The organism is Nocardioides sp. W7, from assembly GCF_022919075.1.
GTDB lineage: Bacteria > Actinomycetota > Actinomycetes > Propionibacteriales > Nocardioidaceae > Nocardioides.
The window spans coordinates 4,868,545-4,887,100 of record NZ_CP095078.1 but is presented as its reverse complement, the minus strand read 5'-3'; the positions used below and the strand labels follow the sequence as shown (position 1 = coordinate 4,887,100).

The window sequence follows — 18,556 nt, the reverse complement described above, 5'->3', positions numbered from 1 at the left end:
GTTGACCGAGTATTACCGGTCGGTAACGCTGCTGGCGACCACGTGTGACCTATCTGGCTCTACCGTGGCCCGGTGGACCTGACCGTGGACCTCAACAGCGACGTCGGCGAGTCCTTCGGCCGCTGGGAGCTCGGCGACGACGAGGCGGTGCTGGCCGTGGTGACCAGCGCCAACGTCGCCTGCGGCTTCCACGCCGGCGACCCGCTGACCCTCCGTCGTACCTGCGAGGTGGCGGCCGGGCACGGGGTCCGGATCGGCGCCCAGGTCGGCTACCGCGACCTCGCCGGCTTCGGGCGCCGCTACATGGCCTACGAGCGGGCCGAGCTGACCGCCGACGTGCTCTACCAGCTGGGGGCGCTCGACGGGCTCGCGCGAGCGGCCGGCAGCCGGGTCTCCTACGTCAAGCCGCACGGTGCCCTCTACAACACCGCCGTCCACGACGCGGACCAGGCGGCGGCCGTCGTCGACGCGGTGACGGCGTACGACGCGAGCCTGCCGCTGCTCGGCCTGCCCGGCTCGGTCCTGCTCGCGACGGGGGAGCGGGCCGGGCTGCGCACCGTCCGTGAGGCCTTCGTCGACCGCGGCTACACGCCGGCGGGCACGTTGGTGCCGCGCTCCCAGGAGGGTGCCCTGCTCACCGACCCCGGAGAGGTCGCGGAACGGGTGCTGCGCCTCGTGACGGAGGGCACGGTCGTCGCCGTCGACGGCTCGGTCGTCGAGGTCGAGGCCGACTCGGTCTGCGTCCACGGCGACTCGCCGGGCGCGGTCGCGATGGCGCAGGCCGTCCGCGACCGGCTGACGGGCGCCGGGGTGCGGGTGGCGGCGTTCGCGTGACGCCCGCCCCCACCCTGCTGCCGTACGGCGACCGCGCGGTGCTGGTCGAGCTCGGCAGCACCGAGCGCGCGCTGGCCTGGGCCGATGCGCTGGAGGCCGACCGCCCCGCCGGAGTCGCCGACGTCGTGCCCGCCGCGGAGACCGTGCTGGTGGTGCTCGCGGAGGACGCCCCCGTCGACCGGGTGCGCGAGGCGCTCCGCGCGGTCCGCCCGGCAGCGCAGGACCGTGGCGCGCCCGGGACCGTGACGGTCGAGATCCCGGTCGTGTACGACGGCCCGGACCTCGCCGACGTCGCCCGCCTCACCCGCCTCAGCGAGGCCGAGGTCGTGGCGGCCCACACCGGCACCAGCTGGCGGGTCGCCTTCGGCGGCTTCGCCCCGGGCTTCGGCTACCTCGTCGGGGGCGATCCCCGGCTGCGGGTGCCCCGCCGCGACCGGGCCCGGACGACGGTGCCGACCGGGTCGGTCGGCCTGGCGGGGGAGTTCAGTGGCGTCTACCCGCGCCCCTCGCCCGGCGGCTGGCAGCTGATCGGCCGCACCGAGGTGCGCCTGTGGGACCTCGACCGCGACCCGCCCGCGCTGCTGCAGCGCGGCGCGGAGGTCCGCTTCACCGAGGCCGGGTCGTGACGCTGCTGCGGGTACGACGCACCGGTCCGCTGACTCTGGTGGAGGACCTCGGCCGGCCCGGTCACGCCGCGATCGGCGTCGCGCGCTCGGGCGCGGCCGACCGGGGCGCGCTCCGGCTCGCGAACCGCGCCGTCGGCAACCCCGAGGGCGCCGCCGCCCTGGAGGTGCTGCTGGGCGGGCTGGAGCTGGAGGTCGTCGGCGGGTCGGTGACGCTCTGCGTGACCGGTGCTCCCGCGCCGGTCCGGGTGGGCGGGCGCGACACCGGCCCGTCGTACGTCACGACCGCGCGGGCCGGCGACGTCGTACGCCTCGGCACCCCTGCGGTCGGGCTGCGGTCGTACGTCGCGGTCCGCGGCGGGATCGACGTGCCGGCCGTGCTCGGGTCGCGCAGCCGCGACGTGCTCGCCGGCGTGGGGCCGGAGCCGCTGGCCGAGGGCGACGAGCTGATCGTCGGTGCCTGGACGGGCGAGCCGCCCGTCGCGGACCTGCTGCCGCCGCCGCGCCTGCCCGACGTGGTCGAGCTGCGCGTGGTCCGCGGTCCCCGCGACGCCTGGCTGGTCGACGCCGACCGGCTGACCAGCACCGCCTGGACCGTCTCCGGCGAGAGCAACCGGGTGGGCATCCGGCTCCTCGGCGAGCCCCTCCACCACCGCGACCCCGATCGCCAGCTGCCCAGCGAGGGTGCCTGGCGCGGTGCGGTGCAGGTGCCGCCGGGCGGCGAGCCGGTGGTCCTCCTCGCCGACCACCCCGTCACCGGCGGCTACCCGGTCGCCGGCGTCGTGGTCGACGCCGATGTCGACCGCGCCGCCCAGGCCCGCCCCGGCCAGCAGCTCCGCCTCCGCTGGGTCCCCGCCCCCCGTTGAGTCCGGACTCCTGACCGTTGAGTCCGGACCTGGGGACGCGACGTGTCAGCCCGACTCCCGACTCAACGGTCAGGAGTCCGGACTCGACTTAGCGGGCGGGCTGGACCAGCTCGACGAGCACGCCGCCGGCGTCCTTGGGGTGCACGAAGTTGATCCGCGAGTCCGACGTACCGCGCTTCGGGGCGTCGTAGAGCAGCCGCAGACCGCGCTCGCGCAGGATCGCGCTCACCTGCTCGACGTCCTCGACCCGGTAGGCGACCTGCTGGCAGCCGGGGCCGTTGCGGCCGATGAACTTCGCGATCGTCGAGGTCTCGTCGATCGGCGCGAGCAGCTGGACGCACGAGCCGGAGTCGCCGACGGCCATCATCGCCTCGCGCACGCCCTGCTCCTCGTTGACCTCCTGGTGGGCCAGCGTCATGCCGAGGGTGTCGCGGTAGAAGGCGATCGCCTCGTCGAGATCGGGCACGGCCATGCCGACGTGGTCGATCGCGGTGAACAGGTGCTGCGGAAGGTCGGTCCCGGTCGTGGAGGCGCTCATGGCGCCATGGTCGTACGCCGGCCCCGGGCCCGGCGACCGCTTGTGAGATGTGCCTCATGAGCCCGGGTGCGGACTCCCTCGCCACCCCTGTGACTCGTGGGTAGGGTCCGAAGCATCGGCCCGTCCGTCTTTCCATCCGGAGGAACCATGTCAAGCGTCGTCCCCAGTGTCATCGTCGCCGGGGCCCGTACCCCGATCGGCCGCCTCTCCGGCGGTCTCAAGGATCTGACCGCGGCCCAGCTGGGCGGCCACGCCATCGAGGGCGCGCTCGCGAAGGCCGGTGTCTCCGGGGACCAGGTCGACTACGTGATCATGGGCCAGGTCATCATGGCCGGGGCCGGCCAGAACCCCGCCCGCACGGCCGCCGTCGCCGGCGGCATCCCGATGAGCGTCCCGTCGATGACGATCAACAAGGTCTGTCTCTCCGGCCTGAACGCCATCGCCCTGGCCGACCAGCTGATCCGCGCCGGCGAGTGCGAGATCGTCGTGGCCGGCGGCATGGAGTCGATGACCAACGCGCCGCACTTCCTGCCGAAGTCGCGCGAGGGCATCAAGTTCGGCGACGTGAAGCTGGTCGACTCGATGGCCTACGACGCCCTGTTCGACCAGTTCACCACCCAGGCGATGGGCCTGCTCACCGAGGAGTGCAACGCGGCGGCGCAGAACCTCACCCGCGCCGAGCAGGACGAGTTCGCCGCCCAGTCGCACCAGAAGGCCGCGGCCGCCTGGAAGAACGGCGTCTTCGACGCCGAGGTGGTGCCGGTCTCGATCCCGCAGCGCAAGGGCGACCCGGTCGTCATCTCCACCGACGAGGGCGTGCGCGGCGCCACCACCGCCGACTCGCTCGGCAAGCTGCGCCCGGCGTTCTCCAAGGAGGGCACCATCACGGCCGGCTCCTCCTCCCAGATCTCCGACGGCGCCGCCGCGGTCGTCGTGATGAGCAGGGCCAAGGCCGAGGAGCTCGGCCTGGAGTGGCTCGCCGAGATCGGCGCGCACGGCCAGGTCGCCGGCCCCGACTCCACCCTCCAGCTGCAGCCGGCGGCGGCCACCGCGAAGGCGTGCGCGAAGGAGGGCATCGCCCCGACCGACCTCGACCTGGTCGAGTTCAACGAGGCCTTCGCCGCGGTCGGCATCGCCTCGGCCCGCGAGCTCGGCCTGGACGACGCCAAGGTCAACGTCAACGGCGGTGCGATCGCGCTCGGCCACCCGGTCGGCATGTCCGGCACCCGCGTGGTGCTGCACCTGGCGCTTGAGCTCCAGCGCCGCGGCGGTGGCGTCGGCGCGGCCGCTCTGTGCGGCGGCGGCGGCCAGGGCGACGCGCTGATCGTGCGTGTCCCGAAGAAGTAGCGCCAGCGCACCGGACCTCGTCGAGCGCGCCCGCGCCGGCGAGGTCCGTGCCGTGGCGCGCCTGGTCTCCCTCGTCGAGGACGAGTCGCCGCTGCTGCGCGAGGTGATGGCCGCCCTGGCCCCGCACGCGGGCCGGGCGCAGGTCATCGGCGTCACCGGCTCGCCCGGCGTCGGCAAGTCGACCACCACCAACGCGCTCGTGCGCGAGCTGCGGGCCGCCGGTAGGCGGGTCGGGGTGCTGGCGGTTGACCCGTCCTCGCCCTTCTCGGGCGGCGCCCTGCTCGGCGACCGGGTGCGGATGTCCGACCACGCCTCCGACGACGGCGTCTACATCCGCTCGATGGCCGCCCGCGGACACCTCGGCGGGCTGGCCTGGAGCACCCCGCAGGCCATCCGGGTCCTCGACGCCGCCGGGTACGACGTCGTGCTCGTCGAGACCGTCGGCGTCGGCCAGAGCGAGATCGACATCGCCGCGCAGGCCGACACCACCCTGGTGCTGCTCGCACCCGGCATGGGCGACGGGATCCAGGCGGCCAAGGCCGGCATCCTGGAGATCGGAGACGTGTACGTCGTCAACAAGGCCGACCGCGACGGCGCCGACCGGGTCCGCCGCGACCTGCGCTCGATGCTCGATCTCGCGCAGCGCCCCGAGGAGGCCTGGCGACCGCCGGTCCTGGCCACGGTCGCGCAGGCCGGCACCGGTGTCCCCGAGCTGGCGGCGGCGATCGAGGAGCACCACGCCTGGCTGGCGTCGACCGGCGAGCTGGCGCGGCGTCGTACTCGCCGGGCCCGACGGGAGATCGAGGCGATCGCCGTCACCGCGCTCCGGTCGCGGTGGGCCGACGTCGGCGGGCGCACCGAGCTCGACGAGCTCGCGGCGCGGGTGGTCGCGGGGCAGAGCGACCCGTACGCCGCGGCCGACGAGCTGCTGGCCGAGTCGTAGGCCCCGGCGCCCCGAGCGTCCTTGCTGGTCTGGACCGGCGCGCCTGCGTGGCGCGCGGCCCGGTGCGCGGCATCCTCGGGGCGAACCAGTCATGACTTTCGGGTGTCAGAGGATGGTGTCGTCGTGAAGAGGGCTGTCGTGCCGCTGCTGGCGGTGTTCCTGGGCGTCTGGCTGGTCTCCGACCCGCGGGGTCTCGCGGACACGGCGGGCTCGGGCGGGGACCGGGCCTGGGCCGCCACCGGGGACGTGCTCTCCTCGGCCGTCGCCCTCATCGACGAGCTCTGAGCCTGCGCCGGAGTCGGACGTCGTCCGATCCGGCGCCCAGGGCGACCAGGTCGTACGACGTCAGAAGTCCCGCCGCGGCCCGGGGCGAACGTCCTCGCCTGCGGTGACCCGGGGCCCGGGCCACCCCCTTGTCTGCTGTGATGGGATCGGGACGTGGATCTCGCCCGTGCACTCGCGACCCTGCCCGCCAACCCCCGTGTCGTCGTCACCGGCAACCACGCGACCCCGTGGCACACCCTCGGTCTGCTGAACGCGGCGCTGCCGTCGTACCGGCTGTGGGCCCTCAACGGGCAGCCCGGACTGCCCGACCGGGACGGGGTGATCCTGGAGTCGTCCTTCGTCGGCCCGGGGCAGCGGCGCAGCCCGCGGCTGCGCTACGTGCCGGCCCGGCTGTCGATGGTGCCGCGGCTCTTCGCCGACCAGCTGCCGCCCGACGTCGTCGTCCTGCACACGACGCGGCCGCGCGACGGGAAGGTCTCCCTCGGGGTCGAGGTCAACGTGCTCCCGGCCGCGGTCGAGGCCTGCCGTCGACGCGGTGGCGTCGTGGTGGCGCAGGTCAACGCGCGGATGCCCTGGACGTACGGCGACGCCGAGCTCGACCTGGACCAGATCGACGTCCTGGTGGAGGCCGACGAGGAGATGCCGCACGCGCCGCAAGGGGCCGTGGACGAGACCTCGGCGCGGATCGGGGCGCTGGTCTCGGAGCGGGTGGCCGACGGATCGACGCTGCAGGCGGGGATCGGCGCCGTCCCCGACGCGACCCTGCGCGGACTGGTGGGCCGCACCGGGCTGCGGGTCTGGACCGAGATGTTCTCCGACAGCGTGCTCGCGCTCGAGAAGGCGGGGGCGCTGGACCGCAACGTCCCGATCACGGCGTCGTTCATGTTCGGCTCGTCCGAGCTGCTCGAGTGGGTCGACCGCAACGACCGCATCGTGATGAAGCGGACCGAGGTCACCAACAGCCCGGCCCGGATCGCCCAGAACCCGCAGATGGTCAGCGTCAACACCGCGCTGCAGGTCGACCTGTTCGGCCAGGTGAACGCGTCGCGGATCAAGGCGCGCATCCACTCCGGCTTCGGTGGGCAGACGGACTTCTACGTCGGGGCGCTGCACAGCCAGGGCGGGCAGGCGTTCATGGCGCTGCGCTCCTGGCACCCGAAGGCGGACACCTCGACGATCGTGCCGCTGGTCGACGAGCCGGTGACGTCGTTCCAGATGAGCGCGGTCGTGACCGAGCAGGGGCTGGCCCAGGTCTTCGGCGTCGACGAGCGCGAGCAGGCCCGGCAGATCATCGCGGTGGCTCACCCGAGCGTGCGCGACGAGCTGCTCGAGGAGGCCGTCGAGCTGGGCCTGGCGTGACGCGTGTGGAGCGATCCCTAGGATTGGGCCCATGAGCCAGCAGCCGTTCTCCCGTCCCGGTGCCATCGACCTGTCGGCGCTCAAGCGCACCGCGCCGAGTGCCCCTCCGGCTGGTGCCGGAGGCCCGGGTGCCGGCGCCCCGGGCGCGCCGGCGGGTGCCGGTCCCGCTGCGGTCGGCGGCTCGTCGTACGCCGTCGAGGTCACCGAGGAGAGCTTCCAGGCCGTCCTCGAGTCCTCGATGACCGCGCCGGTGCTGCTGGTCTTCTACTCCCGCACCCGGATGCCCGAGAGCGGCCGGCTGGCCGACGACCTCGCGCTGCTGTCGGCGGAGTTCGAGGGGCGGTTCCTCGCGGGTCTCGTCGACATCGACGCCGCACCCGGCATCGCGCAGGCCATGCAGATCCCGTCCATCCCGCTCGTGGTGGCTGTGCTCGACGGCCGGCCCGCGCCGCTCCTGCAGGACGCGCTGCCGCTGGAGGAGCTGCGCACCGCGCTCACCCAGGTCGTGCAGCAGCTCACCGCGCAGGGCATGACCGGGCGGCACCAGCCGCGCCAGGGCGGCCCCGCGGCGGTCGAGGGCGACGACGCGGAGTACGTCGACCCGCGCTACGCCCCCGCCCAGGACGCGCTCGCCGAGGGCGACGTCGACCGGGCGGTCGCGGAGTACCAGAAGCTCCTCGCCGCCAACCCCGCCGACGCCGAGGCGGCCGCCGGGCTGGCGATGGCCAAGGTGCTGCAGCGGGCGCTGGGTGCCGATCCGCAGGCCGCCCGGGCCGCCGCCGACGCCAGCCCCGACGACGTCGAGGCGCAGACCCTGGTCGCCGACCTGGAGCTGTACGACGGGCAGGTGGAGCAGGCCTTCACCCGGCTGGTCGAGCTGATCCGTCGTACGTCCGGCAAGGAGCGCGACGCCGCCCGCGAGCACCTGCTGGGACTGTTCGCGGCCGTCGGCAACGACGACGCGCGGGTCCTGAAGGGCCGTCAGGCGCTGGCCTCGGCCCTGTTCTGACCGCCCCAGGAACGAGCCTGCGAGGTCCTGCAGGGCGGTCAGGTCGAGTAGCCGCGCGAGCGACGAAGGAGCTCGCGACCGGCGTATCGAGACCTCGATCCGGTGACGGTCTCGATACGCCCCTCGTTCCTCGGGGCTACTCGACCAGCGAGGGGAGGGTCTCGATACGCCCCTCGTTCCTCGGGGCTACTCGACCAGCGTGTGGTCTATCGACGAGGTAGCCAGGGCCGCCAGCACCGCTGAGACGGCGGGGGAGTCGGCCATGCTGCGCCGGTGCACGGCGACGACGTCGCGGGTCGGCACCGGGTCGTGGGCGCGGACGGCGACGACGCCGTCCAGGGGCTGACGGCCGAGCCGCGGCACCAGGGCGATGCCGAGCCCGGCGCGCACGAGCGCGAGGTGGGAGTCGAACTCCATCGCGGTGTGCGCGATCCGCGGGAGGCGGCCGGTGCCGTCGTACATCCGGTTCAGCCACTGGCGGCAGATCGTGCCCTCGGGGGTCGCGATCCAGTCCTCGTCCACGAGGTCGGCGGGGGTGACCCGGTCGCGCCCGGCCAGTGGGTGCTCGGGGTGCACGACGACGTCGGCGACGTCCTGGGCCACCTGGGTGGTCTCGAGGTGGTCGGGCACGGGGATGGCGACGTCGCCCCAGCGGTGCACGACGCCGACGTCGGTCTGCCCGGTGGCGACCAGGTCGACGGTGTCCCAGGGCTCGCGCTCGGTGAGGGTGACCGTCAGGCCGGGGTGTGCGGTCAGCAGGTCGTGGACGACCGGTGCGATGAGCCCGCGCATCGCGGTCGAGAACGTCGTCAGCCGCAGGTGCCCCGAGATCGCGTCGGCCTGGCGGTGCAGCCCCGCCTCCAGCTGCTCGAGGTCGGCGAGCAGCCGGCCGCCCTCGTCGACGAGGTGCCGGCCGTGGCCGGTGAGCATCACGCCGCGGCCGACCCGCTCCAGCAGCGGGACGCCGGTCTGCCGCTCCAGCCGCTTGACCTGCTGGGAGACCGCGCTCGGGGTGTAGCCGAGTGCGTCGGCCGCGGCGACCACGGAGCCGTGGGTGGCGACGGCCCGGAGGGCAGTGAGCGCTGCGAGGTCGATCATGCAGCGATGCTACAAGGAACTGCGTATGAGGATTCGCTGGTGCTTCATGGTTGTCGTCCGGGAGGCTGGCCGGGTGACTCGCCGTGACTGCCTGCTCGCCGCCCTCGTCGCCGCCGTCTGGGGGTTCAACTTCGTCGTCATCGACTGGGGGATGGACGGCGTCCCGCCACTGCTCTTCCTGGCGCTGCGGTTCGTGCTGGTGGTCTTCCCGGCGATCTTCCTGGTCCGGCGCCCGGACGTGCCGTGGCGGACCCTGGCGGCGGTGGGCACCTTCATGTCGATCGGCCAGTTCGGCTTCCTCTACGTCGCGATGGACGCCGGGATGCCGCCGGGTCTGGCCGCCCTGGTGCTGCAGGCGCAGGTCGTGTTCACGATCGTGATCGCCGCCGGGGTGCTGCGCGAGGTGCCAACCTCCGCCCAGGTGGCGGGCGTGCTGCTCGGGGTCACCGGCCTCGTCGTGGTCGGGCTGGGCCGCGGCGGGCAGGTCCCCGCGGCGGCGCTGCTGCTCTGCCTGCTCGGTGCGCTCTCGTGGGGAGTCGGCAACGTCGTCTCGCGGGCGGCGCGGGTGCCGGGTGGGCTGTCGCTCACGGTCTGGTCCGCGACCGTCGTACCCGTGCCGCTGCTGATGCTCGCTCTGGTCGTCGACGGCCCGAGCGCGGTGGCCGACGGTCTCGCGGCGTTCGGCTGGCAGGCGGCCCTGTCGACGCTGTACACCGCGGGACTCTCCTCGTTGGTCGGGTACGGCATCTTCAACTCCCTGCTCGCCCGCAACCCCTCGGCCGCCGTCGTGCCGTGGGTGCTGCTCGCCCCGGTCGTCGCGATGGCCTCGGCCTGGCTGCTGCTCGACCAGGTGCCGAACGGGGCCGAGGCTGGCGGCGGGCTGCTGCTGGTCGGTGGCGTGCTGGTCGCGCTCCGGTCGGGCCGGCGGCCCGGGGGCAGCGGTGAGCGGTCCACCGAACCGCGTCCAGGAACGGTGGACGGCCCGCCGCTGGTCGACACGGCTCCGCGGCGGCGGTGAGCGGTCCACCGAAGAGCGTCCAGGAACGGTGGACGGCCCACCGCTGGTCGACACGGCTCCGCGGCGGCGGTGAGCGGTCCACCGAAGCGCGTCGAGAAAAGGTGGACAGTCCACCGCCGGACGGCGCAGCCGGGGCCGAGCGAGCCGGCTACCGCCCCGACTCGGTGTACGACGAGCCGCGGCCGTCCAGGTTCGTCAGCGCCGACCGCACCCGCCGTGCGGTGAAGTCGGCGCACCGCTCGTCGACCTGCTCGAGGGTGCAGAACTCCGCGGACCGGATCTCGCGCTCCTGACGCACGACCTGCTCCAGGATCGAGGCCGGCCGGACGCCACCGTCGAAGACCAGGCAGAGCGCGTCGTCCCAGCCGCTCCACGGGGGCAGCCAGTCGGTGAGCACGAGCGGGCCGGGAGTGATGACGAGACCGAGCTCCTCCTCGACCTCGCGGCCGACGGCGACCTGCGGCGACTCGCCGACCTCGACGACGCCGCCGGGCAGGTCCCAGTCCTGCTTGTAGGTCAGCTGGCACAGCAGCACCCGCTCGGACTCGTCGCGCATCAGCAACTGGGAGATCGCGCGCTTGCGGGGGAGGAACGAGTTGAGCAGCGCCCGGAACCCCTCGGGCTCGTGGGTCGGGAGGTCGCTGGCCAGCCGGGCGTAGACGATCCGGTCGGCCGGGGCACCGTCGACCGGGACACCGCGCATCACGCCCTCGCGCCGCATCCCCGACCACGTGGCGGTCCGCTGCGCCGCCTCGTCGGCGGGGTCGACCAGGGCCTCGACCCGGTCGTGGTCCAGCAGCGCGGCGACGACCTCGTGGCGGACCACGTCGACCGGCTGGCCGGCGTCCCAGGAGATCCGGGCGACGCCGACGGCCACCGTGGTCACGGTCGTCGTCATCGTCGTCGGCTGCTCGCTCACGCCGCCAGGGTAGTGGGTGGGTGCGCGCCGGCCGGCGTGGGTGAACGCGAACCAATCACGGTATGCAGACGAGTCGGCACATTCCACGGCGTACCCACCGTGGGGAGTGCGAACTGGCCTGCATACCGTGATGAACCTGGGGTTCCTGGGCCTCCTGAGGCACCAGGCCCCCAGACTCAGGCCCGCTTGCGGAACCACACCGTCGCGAGCGGCGGCACCACGATGTCGGCGTACGCCGGCTGCCCGGACCACTCGCCCTCGACGCCGGTGATGGCGCCCAGGTTGCCGACGCCGGAGCCGGTGTACGCCGACGCGTCGGTGTTGAGGATCTCCTCCCACTCACCGGCCTCGGGCAGGCCGAGCCGGAAGTCGAAGTGCGGGACGGCGGCGAAGTTCGCCACGCAGGCTACGTCGGGCGCACCGGGGGAGCGGCGTACGAACGAGAAGACGTTGCGGCCCGCGTCGTTGGCGTCGATCCAGGCGAAGCCCTCCGGGTCGTGGTCCTGGCCCCAGATCGCCTCCGAGGAGCGGTAGGCGGAGTTGAGGTCGCGCACCAGGGACTGCACGCCGCGGTGCTCGGGGTGGTCGGTGAGCCACCAGTCGAGCTCGCGGGACTCCGCCCACTCCGACTCCTGGCCGAACTCCGCGCCCATGAACAGCAGCTGCTTGCCGGGGTGGGCCCACATGAAGCCGAGGTAGGCGCGCAGGTTGGCCAGCTGCTGCCAGCGGTCGCCGGGCATCTTACGCAGCAGCGAGCCCTTGCCGTGCACGACCTCGTCGTGGCTGATCGGCAGCACGTAGTTCTCCGACCACGCGTAGACGAGGGAGAAGGTCATCTCGCCGTGGTGGTAGGCGCGGTGCACCGGCTGGTGCTGGACGTAGCCGAGCGAGTCGTGCATCCAGCCCATGTTCCACTTGAAGCCGAAGCCCAGGCCGCCCTCGGACGTCGGCTTGGTGACGCCCGGCCAGGACGTCGACTCCTCGGCGATCGTGGTGATGCCGGGGACCCGCTTGTAGACGGTGGCGTTCATCTCCTGCAGGAACTGCACCGCCTCGAGGTTCTCGCGGCCGCCGTTCTTGTTCGGCGTCCACTCGCCCTCCTCACGGGAGTAGTCGAGGTAGAGCATCGACGCGACGCCGTCCACGCGCAGCCCGTCGGCGTGGAACTCCTCCATCCAGTACAGCGCGTTGGCGTAGAGGAAGTTGCGCACCTCGTGGCGGCCGAAGTTGAAGATGTGCGAGCCCCACTCCTTGTGCCAGCCGCGCTGCGGGTTGGGGTCCTCGTAGAGCGGGGTGCCGTCGAAGCGCGCCAGCGCCCACTCGTCGGTGGCGAAGTGGCCGGGCACCCAGTCGAGGATGACGCCGATCCCAGCCTGATGCAGCCGGTCGACGAGCAGCCGGAAGCCGTCGGGGTCGCCGAAGCGTGCGTCCGTCGCGAAGTACGACGTCACGTGGTAGCCCCACGAGCCGCCGAACGGGTGCTGCATCACCGGCATCAGCTCGACGTGGGTGAAGCCCAGGTCGGAGAGGTACGCCGGCAGCTCCTCGGCGAGCTGCTCCCAGGTCTTGTCGCGCCGCCAGGACGCGAGGTGCATCTCGTAGGTCGACATGGCGGAGGTGATCGGCTGCTTCTCCGGCCGCGCCGCCATCCACTCCTGGTCGCCCCACACGTAGGTCGACTCGAACACCTTCGACGCCGTCTGGGCGGGCGTCTCAGACCAGGCCGCCATCGGGTCGGCCTTCTCGCGCCAGACCCCGTCGGCCCCGAGGACGGCGTACTTGTAGGTCGCTCCGGTGCCGATCCCGGGCACGAAGAGCTCCCACACGCCGGACGTGCCGAGCTGGCGCATCGGGTGCGCGCGGTCGTCCCAGGCGTTGAAGTCGGCCTTGATGCGGATCGCGCGGGCCGAGGGGGCCCAGACCGCGAAGGAGGTGCCGGTGACCGGGCCGATCGCGCCGTCGTAGCGGTGCACGCGGGCCCCGAGCACCTGCCAGAGCTGCTCGTGGCGGCCCTCGTTGATCAGGTGCAGGTCCATCTCGCCCAGCGTGGGCAGGAAGCGGTACGGGTCGTCGACGACCGTCGGCGGGCCGTCGTACGCCACGGCGACGCGGTAGTCGGGCACCTCGGCGACCGGCAGCACGCCGACCCAGACGCCTTCGTACTCGTGCTCGAGGCGGGTCTCGCCGTCGGCGTGCTGGATGGTCACCGAGGAGGCCAGGGGCTTGAGGACCCGCACGGTGACGCCGCCGTCGTGGGGGTGCGGGCCGAGGACGGCGTGTGGGTCACCGTGCTCGCCACGCACGATCTGGGCGAGCAGCTCCTGGGCGACGGGCTGGATGGTCGGGATGCTCATCGGGCTCCGATCCTCGCGATGGCGTCGAGTGGGATGGCCACCCACGTCGGCCGGTTGCGTGTCTCGTACACGGTCTCGTAGACGGCCTTGTCGGCGACGTAGGCGTCGAGCAGCACGCGCTGCTCGTCGCTCACCTCGCCGCCGGCGTAGGCGACGAGGAAGTGGTTGCGGTTGCGGTGGGCCCACTCCTCGGCGCGGTAGGCGCGCTGGGCGGCACCCTCGGGGTCGTCCTCGTCGTGGCTGCGCTCGACGACGCGGGGGGCGTAGTCGAAGGAGCGCAGCATGCCGGCGACGTCGCGCCACGGCGAGTCGGGCAGCTGGCGCTCGGCCATCGTCTTGGCCGGCTCGCCCTCGAAGTCGACGATCTTCCACCCCGTCGACGTGCGCAGGGTCTGACCCAGGTGCAGGTCGCCGTGGATCTGCTGGACGGTGATCGACGGCAGGTCGGCGACCCGGTCGTACGTCGCCCGCAGCGCCTCGGCGTGCTCGGCGAGCTCGGGGACGACCGCCAGCGCGGCGTCCAGCCGGGCCCGCATCGCCTCGGCCAGGTCGCGGGTGGCCTCGGGGCCCCGGTCCGCGCTCGGGAAGTGGGCGGCCAGCGCGTCGTGCACCTCGCGCAGCGCCTCGCCGAGCCGGGAGGCCTCGCCCGCGAAGTCGCCGCCGACCTCGTGGGCGTGCAGGTCGGCCTCGGCGAACAGGTTGCGGACGCTCGACAGGGCGAGGTCCCAGCCGTCGGTGGCGGTGCGCAGGAACTGCTGCAGCATCGCGAGCTGGACGACCTCCCCGGACGCGGGGTCGCGCCAGTCGACCCAGCCGAACAGGGCGGCGACGTGCTCGGAGCCGGTCCGGGTCAGCACGTCGTGGACGGCGATGTCGGGGTTGCTGCCGGGAGTGACCTTGCGGAACAGCTTCATCAGCGAGTCCTCGCCGAAGAGCACCGAGGAGTTCGACTGCTCACCGGAGAAGAGGGCGGAGTGCACGTCGCTGTCGAGCGCGTGCCCGGGCAGCCGGTGGAAGGCCAGCCCGCTGGCGGGATCGACGAGGGTGCCGTCCGAGGCGGCCTCGGCCTCGACGAAGCTGCGCAGCCAGCTGGCCATCGCCACCTTGTCGTGCAGCGCGTCGTAGGCGTGCACCCAGCCGTGCTCGGGCTCCTCCCACCAGCCGACGAACGCGTGGTCGAGCCGGCTCTGGGCCTCGATGTAGAGGGCCAGCGGGACCTGGTAGTGCTCGGTCCCGCCCTCGGTGTCGCCGTACGTCAGCTCGACGAGGTGTACGACGACGTGCGGGCCGGCGTCGACCGCACCGGGGACCACCCCGATCCGCTCGACGTCGGTCACGTCGAACGGCCGTCCCTTGCCGCCGAACCAACGGGTCTTGCCGAGGTAGTCGGCGAAGACGGTCGGGTCGATGTGCTCCACCTTCACAGCAGCTGCCCCTCTTCCTGCGACTCGGGCGCGGTCAGCCGGAACCAGTAGAAGCCGTAGCCGGCCAGGGTCAGCAGGTACGGCAGCTCGCCGATCACCGGGAACGGCACGCCGCCCAGCAGCTCGATGGGGCGCCGACCCTCGAAGCGGCGCAGGTCGAGCTCGACGGGCTGCGGGAAACGGGAGAGGTTGTTGACGCAGAGGATCACATCTTCTGCCGCTTGTCCTGAGCCTGTCGAAGGGTCCTCGTCGACGTGCTCGCGGACGTAGGAGAGCACGGTGGAGTTGGAGCCGCCGAGGTCGGTGAAGGTGCCGAGCCCGAACGCCGGGTGGTGCCGTCGGGCGTGGATCATCCGGCGGGTCCAGTGCAGCAGCGAGGAGGAGTTCTCCAGCTGCGCCTCGACGTTGACCGACTCGTAGCCGTAGATCGCGTCCTGGACCACCGGCAGGTCGAGCCTGCCGGGGTTGGCCGAGGAGAAGCCGGCGTTGCGGTCGGAGGTCCACTGCATCGGGGTGCGCACGCCGTCGCGGTCACCGAGCCAGATGTTGTCGCCCATCCCGATCTCGTCGCCGTAGTAGAGGACGGGCGAGCCCGGGAGCGAGAGCAGCAGCGCGTTGAACAGCTCGATCTGGTTGGTGTCGTTCTCGAGCAGCGGGGCCAGGCGCCGGCGGATGCCGATGTTGGCCTTCATCCGGGGGTCCTTGGCGTACTCGCCCCACATGTAGTCGCGGTCCTCGTCGGTGACCATCTCCAGGGTCAACTCGTCGTGGTTGCGCAGGAAGATGCCCCACTGGCAGTTGTGCGGGATCGCCGGCGTCTGCTCGAGGATCTCCGAGATCGGGAAGCGCGACTCCCGGCGTACCGCCATGAAGATCCGCGGCATCACGGGGAAGTGGAAGGCCATGTGGCACTCGTCGCCGCCGACCTCGAAGTCGCCGAAGTACTCGACGACGTCCTCGGGCCACTGGTTGGCCTCGCACAGCAGCACCCGGCCGGGGTAGTTGTCGTCGACGAACCGGCGCACGATCTTCAGTACGTCGTGGGTCTCCGGGAGGTTCTCGCCGTCGCCGCCCTCCCGCTCGAAGAGGTACGGCACCGCGTCGAGCCGGAAGCCGTCCATGCCCATGTCGAGCCAGAACTTCATCGCGTCGATCATCGCTTCGAGAACCTTGGGGTTGTCGAAGTTGAGGTCGGGCTGGTGGGAGAAGAACCGGTGCCAGAAGTACTGCTGCCGCACCGGGTCCCAGGTCCAGTTCGACGGCTCGGTATCGACGAAGATGATCCGGGCGTCCTGGTACTTGTCGTCGGTGTCGGACCAGACGTAGAAGTCGCCGTACGGGCCGTCCGGGTCGGACCGGCTGGCCTGGAACCAGGGGTGCTGGTCGCTGGTGTGGTTCATGACGAAGTCGATGATCACCCGGATGCCGCGCTCGTGCGCCTGGTCGAGGAAGTAGCGGAAGTCCTCGATGGTGCCGATCTGGGGGAGGACGCCGGTGTAGTCGGCGACGTCGTACCCGCCGTCGCGCAGTGGGCTCGGGAAGAACGGCGGGACCCACAGGCAGTCGATGCCGAGCCACTCCAGGTAGTCGAGCTTCTCGACCAGACCCCGGAAGTCGCCGGTGCCGTCGCCGTTGGAGTCGCGGAACGAGCGGACCAGCACCTCGTAGAAGACGGCCGTCTTGAACCAGTCGGGCGTGGAGTGTGCGGCCGACCGGGCATCGACGCCGGAGTCGGTGTGGCCGTCGACGATCGGGTCCTCGCCCAGCGGGGGTCCCTCCGGGACGGGGGTGGGACCGTCCTCGGCGGTGGTGGGGTCGGTCTCGGTCTGGCTCACACAGTCCTCCTGACGCTCAGCACGTGAGCGGGCTCGTTGTAGGGGTCGAGACGGACGTAGTTGTGCTGGCCCCAGCTCCAGTCCTCGCCGGTGATCTCGTCGTGGACGACGAGCGAGTCGGTCCAGTCCAGACCCAGCGCGGGGAGGTCGAGGTGGATCATGGTCTCCCGGGTCGCGTGCGGGTCGAGGTTGACCACGACGATCACCAGGTCCTCGCCGGTCTGCTTGGAGAAGCACAGGACGTTCTCGTCGTCGCTGCTGTGCACGGCGACGTTGCGCAGCTGCTGGAGACCGGGGTGGCGGCGCCGGATCTCGTTGAGGCGGGTGAGGTACGGCGCCAGGGTGCGGCCCTCGCGGGCCGCGCCCTCCCAGTCCCGGATCCGGATCTGGTACTTCTCCGAGTCGAGGTACTCCTCGCTGCCCGGCTTGACCGCCACGTGCTCGTAGAGCTCGTAGCCGGCGTACACGCCCCAGCTCGGCGACCCGCAGGCCGCGACGACGGCGCGGATCTTGAACGCCGCCGGGCCGCCGTACTGGAGGTAGGCGTGCAGGATGTCGGGGGTGTTGACGAAGAAGTTCGGCCGGAGCAGGTGGTCGGACTCGTGGGAGAGCTCGGTGAGGTACTCCTCGATCTCCCACTTCGCCGTGCGCCAGGTGAAGTAGGTGTAGCTCTGGTGGTAGCCGACCGCGCCGAGGCCGTGCATCATCGCCGGGCGGGTGAAGGCCTCGGAGAGGAAGAGCACGTCGGGGTCGGTACGCCGGACCTCCTTGAGCAGCCACTCCCAGAACGCCAGCGGCTTGGTGTGCGGGTTGTCGACCCGGAAGATCCGCACGCCGTGCGACATCCAGTGCCGCACCAGCCGGAGCACCTCGCGGCAGATGCCGCTCGGGTCGTTGTCGAAGTTGACCGGGTAGATGTCCTGGTACTTCTTCGGCGGGTTCTCGGCGTAGGCGATGGTCCCGTCGGCGCGGGTGGTGAACCACTCCGGGTGCTCGGTCACCCACGGGTGGTCGGGCGCGGCCTGCAGAGCCAGGTCGAGGGCGACCTCCAGGCCGAGCTCGGCGGCGCGCGCGACGAAGGCGTCGAAGTCGTCGAAGGTGCCGAGGGCGGGGTGGATCGCGTCGTGGCCGCCGTCCTTGGACCCGATCGCCCACGGCGAGCCCGGGTCGTCGGGGCCGGGGGTCAGCGTGTTGTTGGGCCCCTTCCGGTTGACCTCGCCGATCGGGTGGATCGGCGGCAGGTAGATGACGTCGAAGCCCATCTCGGCCACCGCGTCGAGGCGCTCGGCAGCGGTCGCGAACGTGCCGCTGGTGACCTTGCCCGTCTCGGGGTCCCTGGTCGCGCCCTCGGAGCGCGGGAAGAACTCGTACCAGGAGCCGAACAGCGCGCGGGGTCGGTCGGCGTACGCCGGGTAGGGGCCCTCGACGGTGACCAGCTCGCGCAGCGGGTGGGCCAGCAGCAGGGCCTCGAGGTCGGGGGACTGCAGCACCGCCAGCCGGGCCGGGGCCGGCCGGGCGCTGTCGGTGCAGGCGGCGATCGCGCCCGCGAGCAGCTCGTGGGCCGCCCGGTCGGTGCGCGCGACGTCGGCCTGGACCCGCTCCAGCAGCAGCCGGCCCTCGGTGAACATCAGCTCGACGTCGATCTCGGCCGGGATCTTGATGCCGGCGGCGTGCTGCCAGGTGCCGATCGGGTCGGACCAGGCCTGCACCTCGAAGGTCCAGGCACCGGGTGCGTCCGGGGTCACCCAGGCGGCGTACCGGTCCGGGACGTCGGGGTCCTTGCCCATCCGGACCGGGTCGCGTCGGACGCCGGAGGGGTCGGTGAGGACCACCTCGGCTCCGAGCTTGTCGTGGCCCTCGCGGAACACCGAGGCCGACACGGGAAAGGGCTCGTCGACGGTCGCCTTCGCCGGCAGCCGACCGAGGTCGACGACGGGCATGACGTTCATGACGGGGATGCGTCCGACCATTTCACCAACCTAGCGAGAGCATGGGGCGGGCCGGCAAGGCGGATGCCGGCCCGGGATGCTGATCGAGTACCCACTGCTCACCGATGGAACCGGATCCGAGCGTGGAGGTTGGATCGTTCAAGCAGAGCCGCTAG

At 72.4% G+C, this 18,556-nt stretch carries 16 protein-coding genes; 9 read left to right on the top strand and 7 right to left on the bottom strand.

Annotated elements, in window-relative coordinates:
- Positions 1 to 78: 78 nt before the first annotated feature.
- The 3 genes from MUB56_RS22810 to MUB56_RS22800 are packed head-to-tail and all read left to right on the top strand — an operon-like array spanning position 79 to position 2,323.
- Positions 79 to 834, top strand: a complete 756-nt coding sequence (locus MUB56_RS22810; RefSeq protein WP_244932458.1) for a 5-oxoprolinase subunit PxpA — start codon at positions 79 to 81, stop codon at positions 832 to 834.
- Positions 831 to 1,460: an allophanate hydrolase subunit 1 gene (locus tag MUB56_RS22805; protein ID WP_244929301.1), complete on the top strand. Its 630-nt coding sequence runs from the start codon at positions 831 to 833 to the stop codon at positions 1,458 to 1,460. The genes MUB56_RS22810 and MUB56_RS22805 overlap by 4 nt, the downstream gene beginning before the upstream one ends.
- Positions 1,457 to 2,323: a biotin-dependent carboxyltransferase family protein gene (locus tag MUB56_RS22800; RefSeq protein WP_244929300.1), complete on the top strand. Its 867-nt coding sequence runs from the start codon at positions 1,457 to 1,459 to the stop codon at positions 2,321 to 2,323. The genes MUB56_RS22805 and MUB56_RS22800 overlap by 4 nt, the downstream gene beginning before the upstream one ends.
- Before the next feature lie 88 nt (positions 2,324 to 2,411).
- Here the strand turns inward: MUB56_RS22800 and mce are convergent, their stop codons facing one another.
- Positions 2,412 to 2,861, bottom strand: coding sequence for a methylmalonyl-CoA epimerase (mce, locus tag MUB56_RS22795; protein WP_244929299.1), 450 nt, complete (start codon positions 2,859 to 2,861; stop codon positions 2,412 to 2,414).
- A gap of 147 nt (positions 2,862 to 3,008) precedes the next feature.
- Here mce and MUB56_RS22790 point away from each other — a divergent pair, with 147 nt between their 5' ends.
- The 5 genes from MUB56_RS22790 to MUB56_RS22770 all read left to right on the top strand — a co-directional run bounded on the left by MUB56_RS22790 (position 3,009) and on the right by MUB56_RS22770 (position 7,804).
- Complete coding sequence (locus MUB56_RS22790; protein WP_244929298.1) at positions 3,009 to 4,208, top strand: acetyl-CoA C-acetyltransferase; 1,200 nt, start codon at positions 3,009 to 3,011, stop codon at positions 4,206 to 4,208.
- A complete protein-coding gene (gene meaB / locus MUB56_RS22785) occupies positions 4,192 to 5,151 on the top strand; it encodes a methylmalonyl Co-A mutase-associated GTPase MeaB (RefSeq protein WP_244929297.1) in 960 nt (319 codons plus the stop codon). Before MUB56_RS22790 ends, meaB begins: the two co-directional genes overlap by 17 nt.
- Positions 5,152 to 5,274: 123 nt before the next feature.
- Positions 5,275 to 5,436: a hypothetical protein gene (locus MUB56_RS22780; protein WP_244929296.1), complete on the top strand. Its 162-nt coding sequence runs from the start codon at positions 5,275 to 5,277 to the stop codon at positions 5,434 to 5,436.
- A 153-nt stretch (positions 5,437 to 5,589) separates the two neighbouring features.
- The gene (locus tag MUB56_RS22775) at positions 5,590 to 6,795 is read left to right on the top strand and encodes an acetyl-CoA hydrolase/transferase C-terminal domain-containing protein (protein WP_244929295.1); all 1,206 of its coding nucleotides are present in this window, start codon (positions 5,590 to 5,592) and stop codon (positions 6,793 to 6,795) included.
- 31 nt (positions 6,796 to 6,826) lie between these two features.
- On the top strand, positions 6,827 to 7,804 hold the full coding sequence (locus tag MUB56_RS22770) for a tetratricopeptide repeat protein (protein ID WP_244929294.1): 978 nt from the start codon (positions 6,827 to 6,829) through the stop codon (positions 7,802 to 7,804).
- Positions 7,805 to 7,990: 186 nt separating this feature from the next.
- On the opposite strand, the gene MUB56_RS22765 is transcribed toward MUB56_RS22770, so the two are convergent.
- Positions 7,991 to 8,902: a LysR family transcriptional regulator gene (locus tag MUB56_RS22765; RefSeq protein ID WP_244929293.1), complete on the bottom strand. Its 912-nt coding sequence runs from the start codon at positions 8,900 to 8,902 to the stop codon at positions 7,991 to 7,993.
- 73 nt (positions 8,903 to 8,975) lie between these two features.
- Here MUB56_RS22765 and MUB56_RS22760 point away from each other — a divergent pair, with 73 nt between their 5' ends.
- A complete protein-coding gene (locus MUB56_RS22760) occupies positions 8,976 to 9,920 on the top strand; it encodes an EamA family transporter (protein ID WP_244929292.1) in 945 nt (314 codons plus the stop codon).
- A gap of 148 nt (positions 9,921 to 10,068) precedes the next feature.
- Here the strand turns inward: MUB56_RS22760 and MUB56_RS22755 are convergent, their stop codons facing one another.
- From MUB56_RS22755 to MUB56_RS22735, 5 genes are all read right to left on the bottom strand, one after another.
- Positions 10,069 to 10,839, bottom strand: coding sequence for an NUDIX hydrolase (locus MUB56_RS22755; protein ID WP_244929291.1), 771 nt, complete (start codon positions 10,837 to 10,839; stop codon positions 10,069 to 10,071).
- A gap of 176 nt (positions 10,840 to 11,015) precedes the next feature.
- Complete coding sequence (gene glgB, locus MUB56_RS22750; RefSeq protein WP_244929290.1) at positions 11,016 to 13,193, bottom strand: 1,4-alpha-glucan branching protein GlgB; 2,178 nt, start codon at positions 13,191 to 13,193, stop codon at positions 11,016 to 11,018.
- On the bottom strand, positions 13,190 to 14,617 hold the full coding sequence (locus tag MUB56_RS22745; protein WP_244929289.1) for a phosphotransferase: 1,428 nt from the start codon (positions 14,615 to 14,617) through the stop codon (positions 13,190 to 13,192). Before MUB56_RS22745 ends, glgB begins: the two co-directional genes overlap by 4 nt.
- The gene (gene treS, locus MUB56_RS22740) at positions 14,614 to 16,368 is read right to left on the bottom strand and encodes a maltose alpha-D-glucosyltransferase (RefSeq protein ID WP_244932457.1); all 1,755 of its coding nucleotides are present in this window, start codon (positions 16,366 to 16,368) and stop codon (positions 14,614 to 14,616) included. The genes MUB56_RS22745 and treS overlap by 4 nt, the downstream gene beginning before the upstream one ends.
- 80 nt (positions 16,369 to 16,448) lie before the next feature.
- Entirely contained in the window at positions 16,449 to 18,422 is a 1,974-nt protein-coding gene (locus MUB56_RS22735) for an alpha-1,4-glucan--maltose-1-phosphate maltosyltransferase (protein ID WP_244929288.1), read from the bottom strand.
- Positions 18,423 to 18,556: the final 134 nt, after the last annotated feature.

Bases quoted from the DNA above. Each gene is read 5' to 3' on its own strand.
- MUB56_RS22770 (WP_244929294.1), top strand. From the start codon at position 6,827: ATGAGCCAGCAGCCGTTCTCCCGTCCCGGTGCCATCGACCTGTCGGCG.
- MUB56_RS22790 (WP_244929298.1), top strand. From the start codon at position 3,009: ATGTCAAGCGTCGTCCCCAGTGTCATCGTCGCCGGGGCCCGTACCCCG.
- MUB56_RS22765 (WP_244929293.1), bottom strand. From the start codon at position 8,902: ATGATCGACCTCGCAGCGCTCACTGCCCTCCGGGCCGTCGCCACCCAC.
- mce (WP_244929299.1), bottom strand. From the start codon at position 2,861: ATGAGCGCCTCCACGACCGGGACCGACCTTCCGCAGCACCTGTTCACC.
- glgB (WP_244929290.1), bottom strand. From the start codon at position 13,193: ATGAGCATCCCGACCATCCAGCCCGTCGCCCAGGAGCTGCTCGCCCAG.
- MUB56_RS22735 (WP_244929288.1), bottom strand. From the start codon at position 18,422: ATGGTCGGACGCATCCCCGTCATGAACGTCATGCCCGTCGTCGACCTC.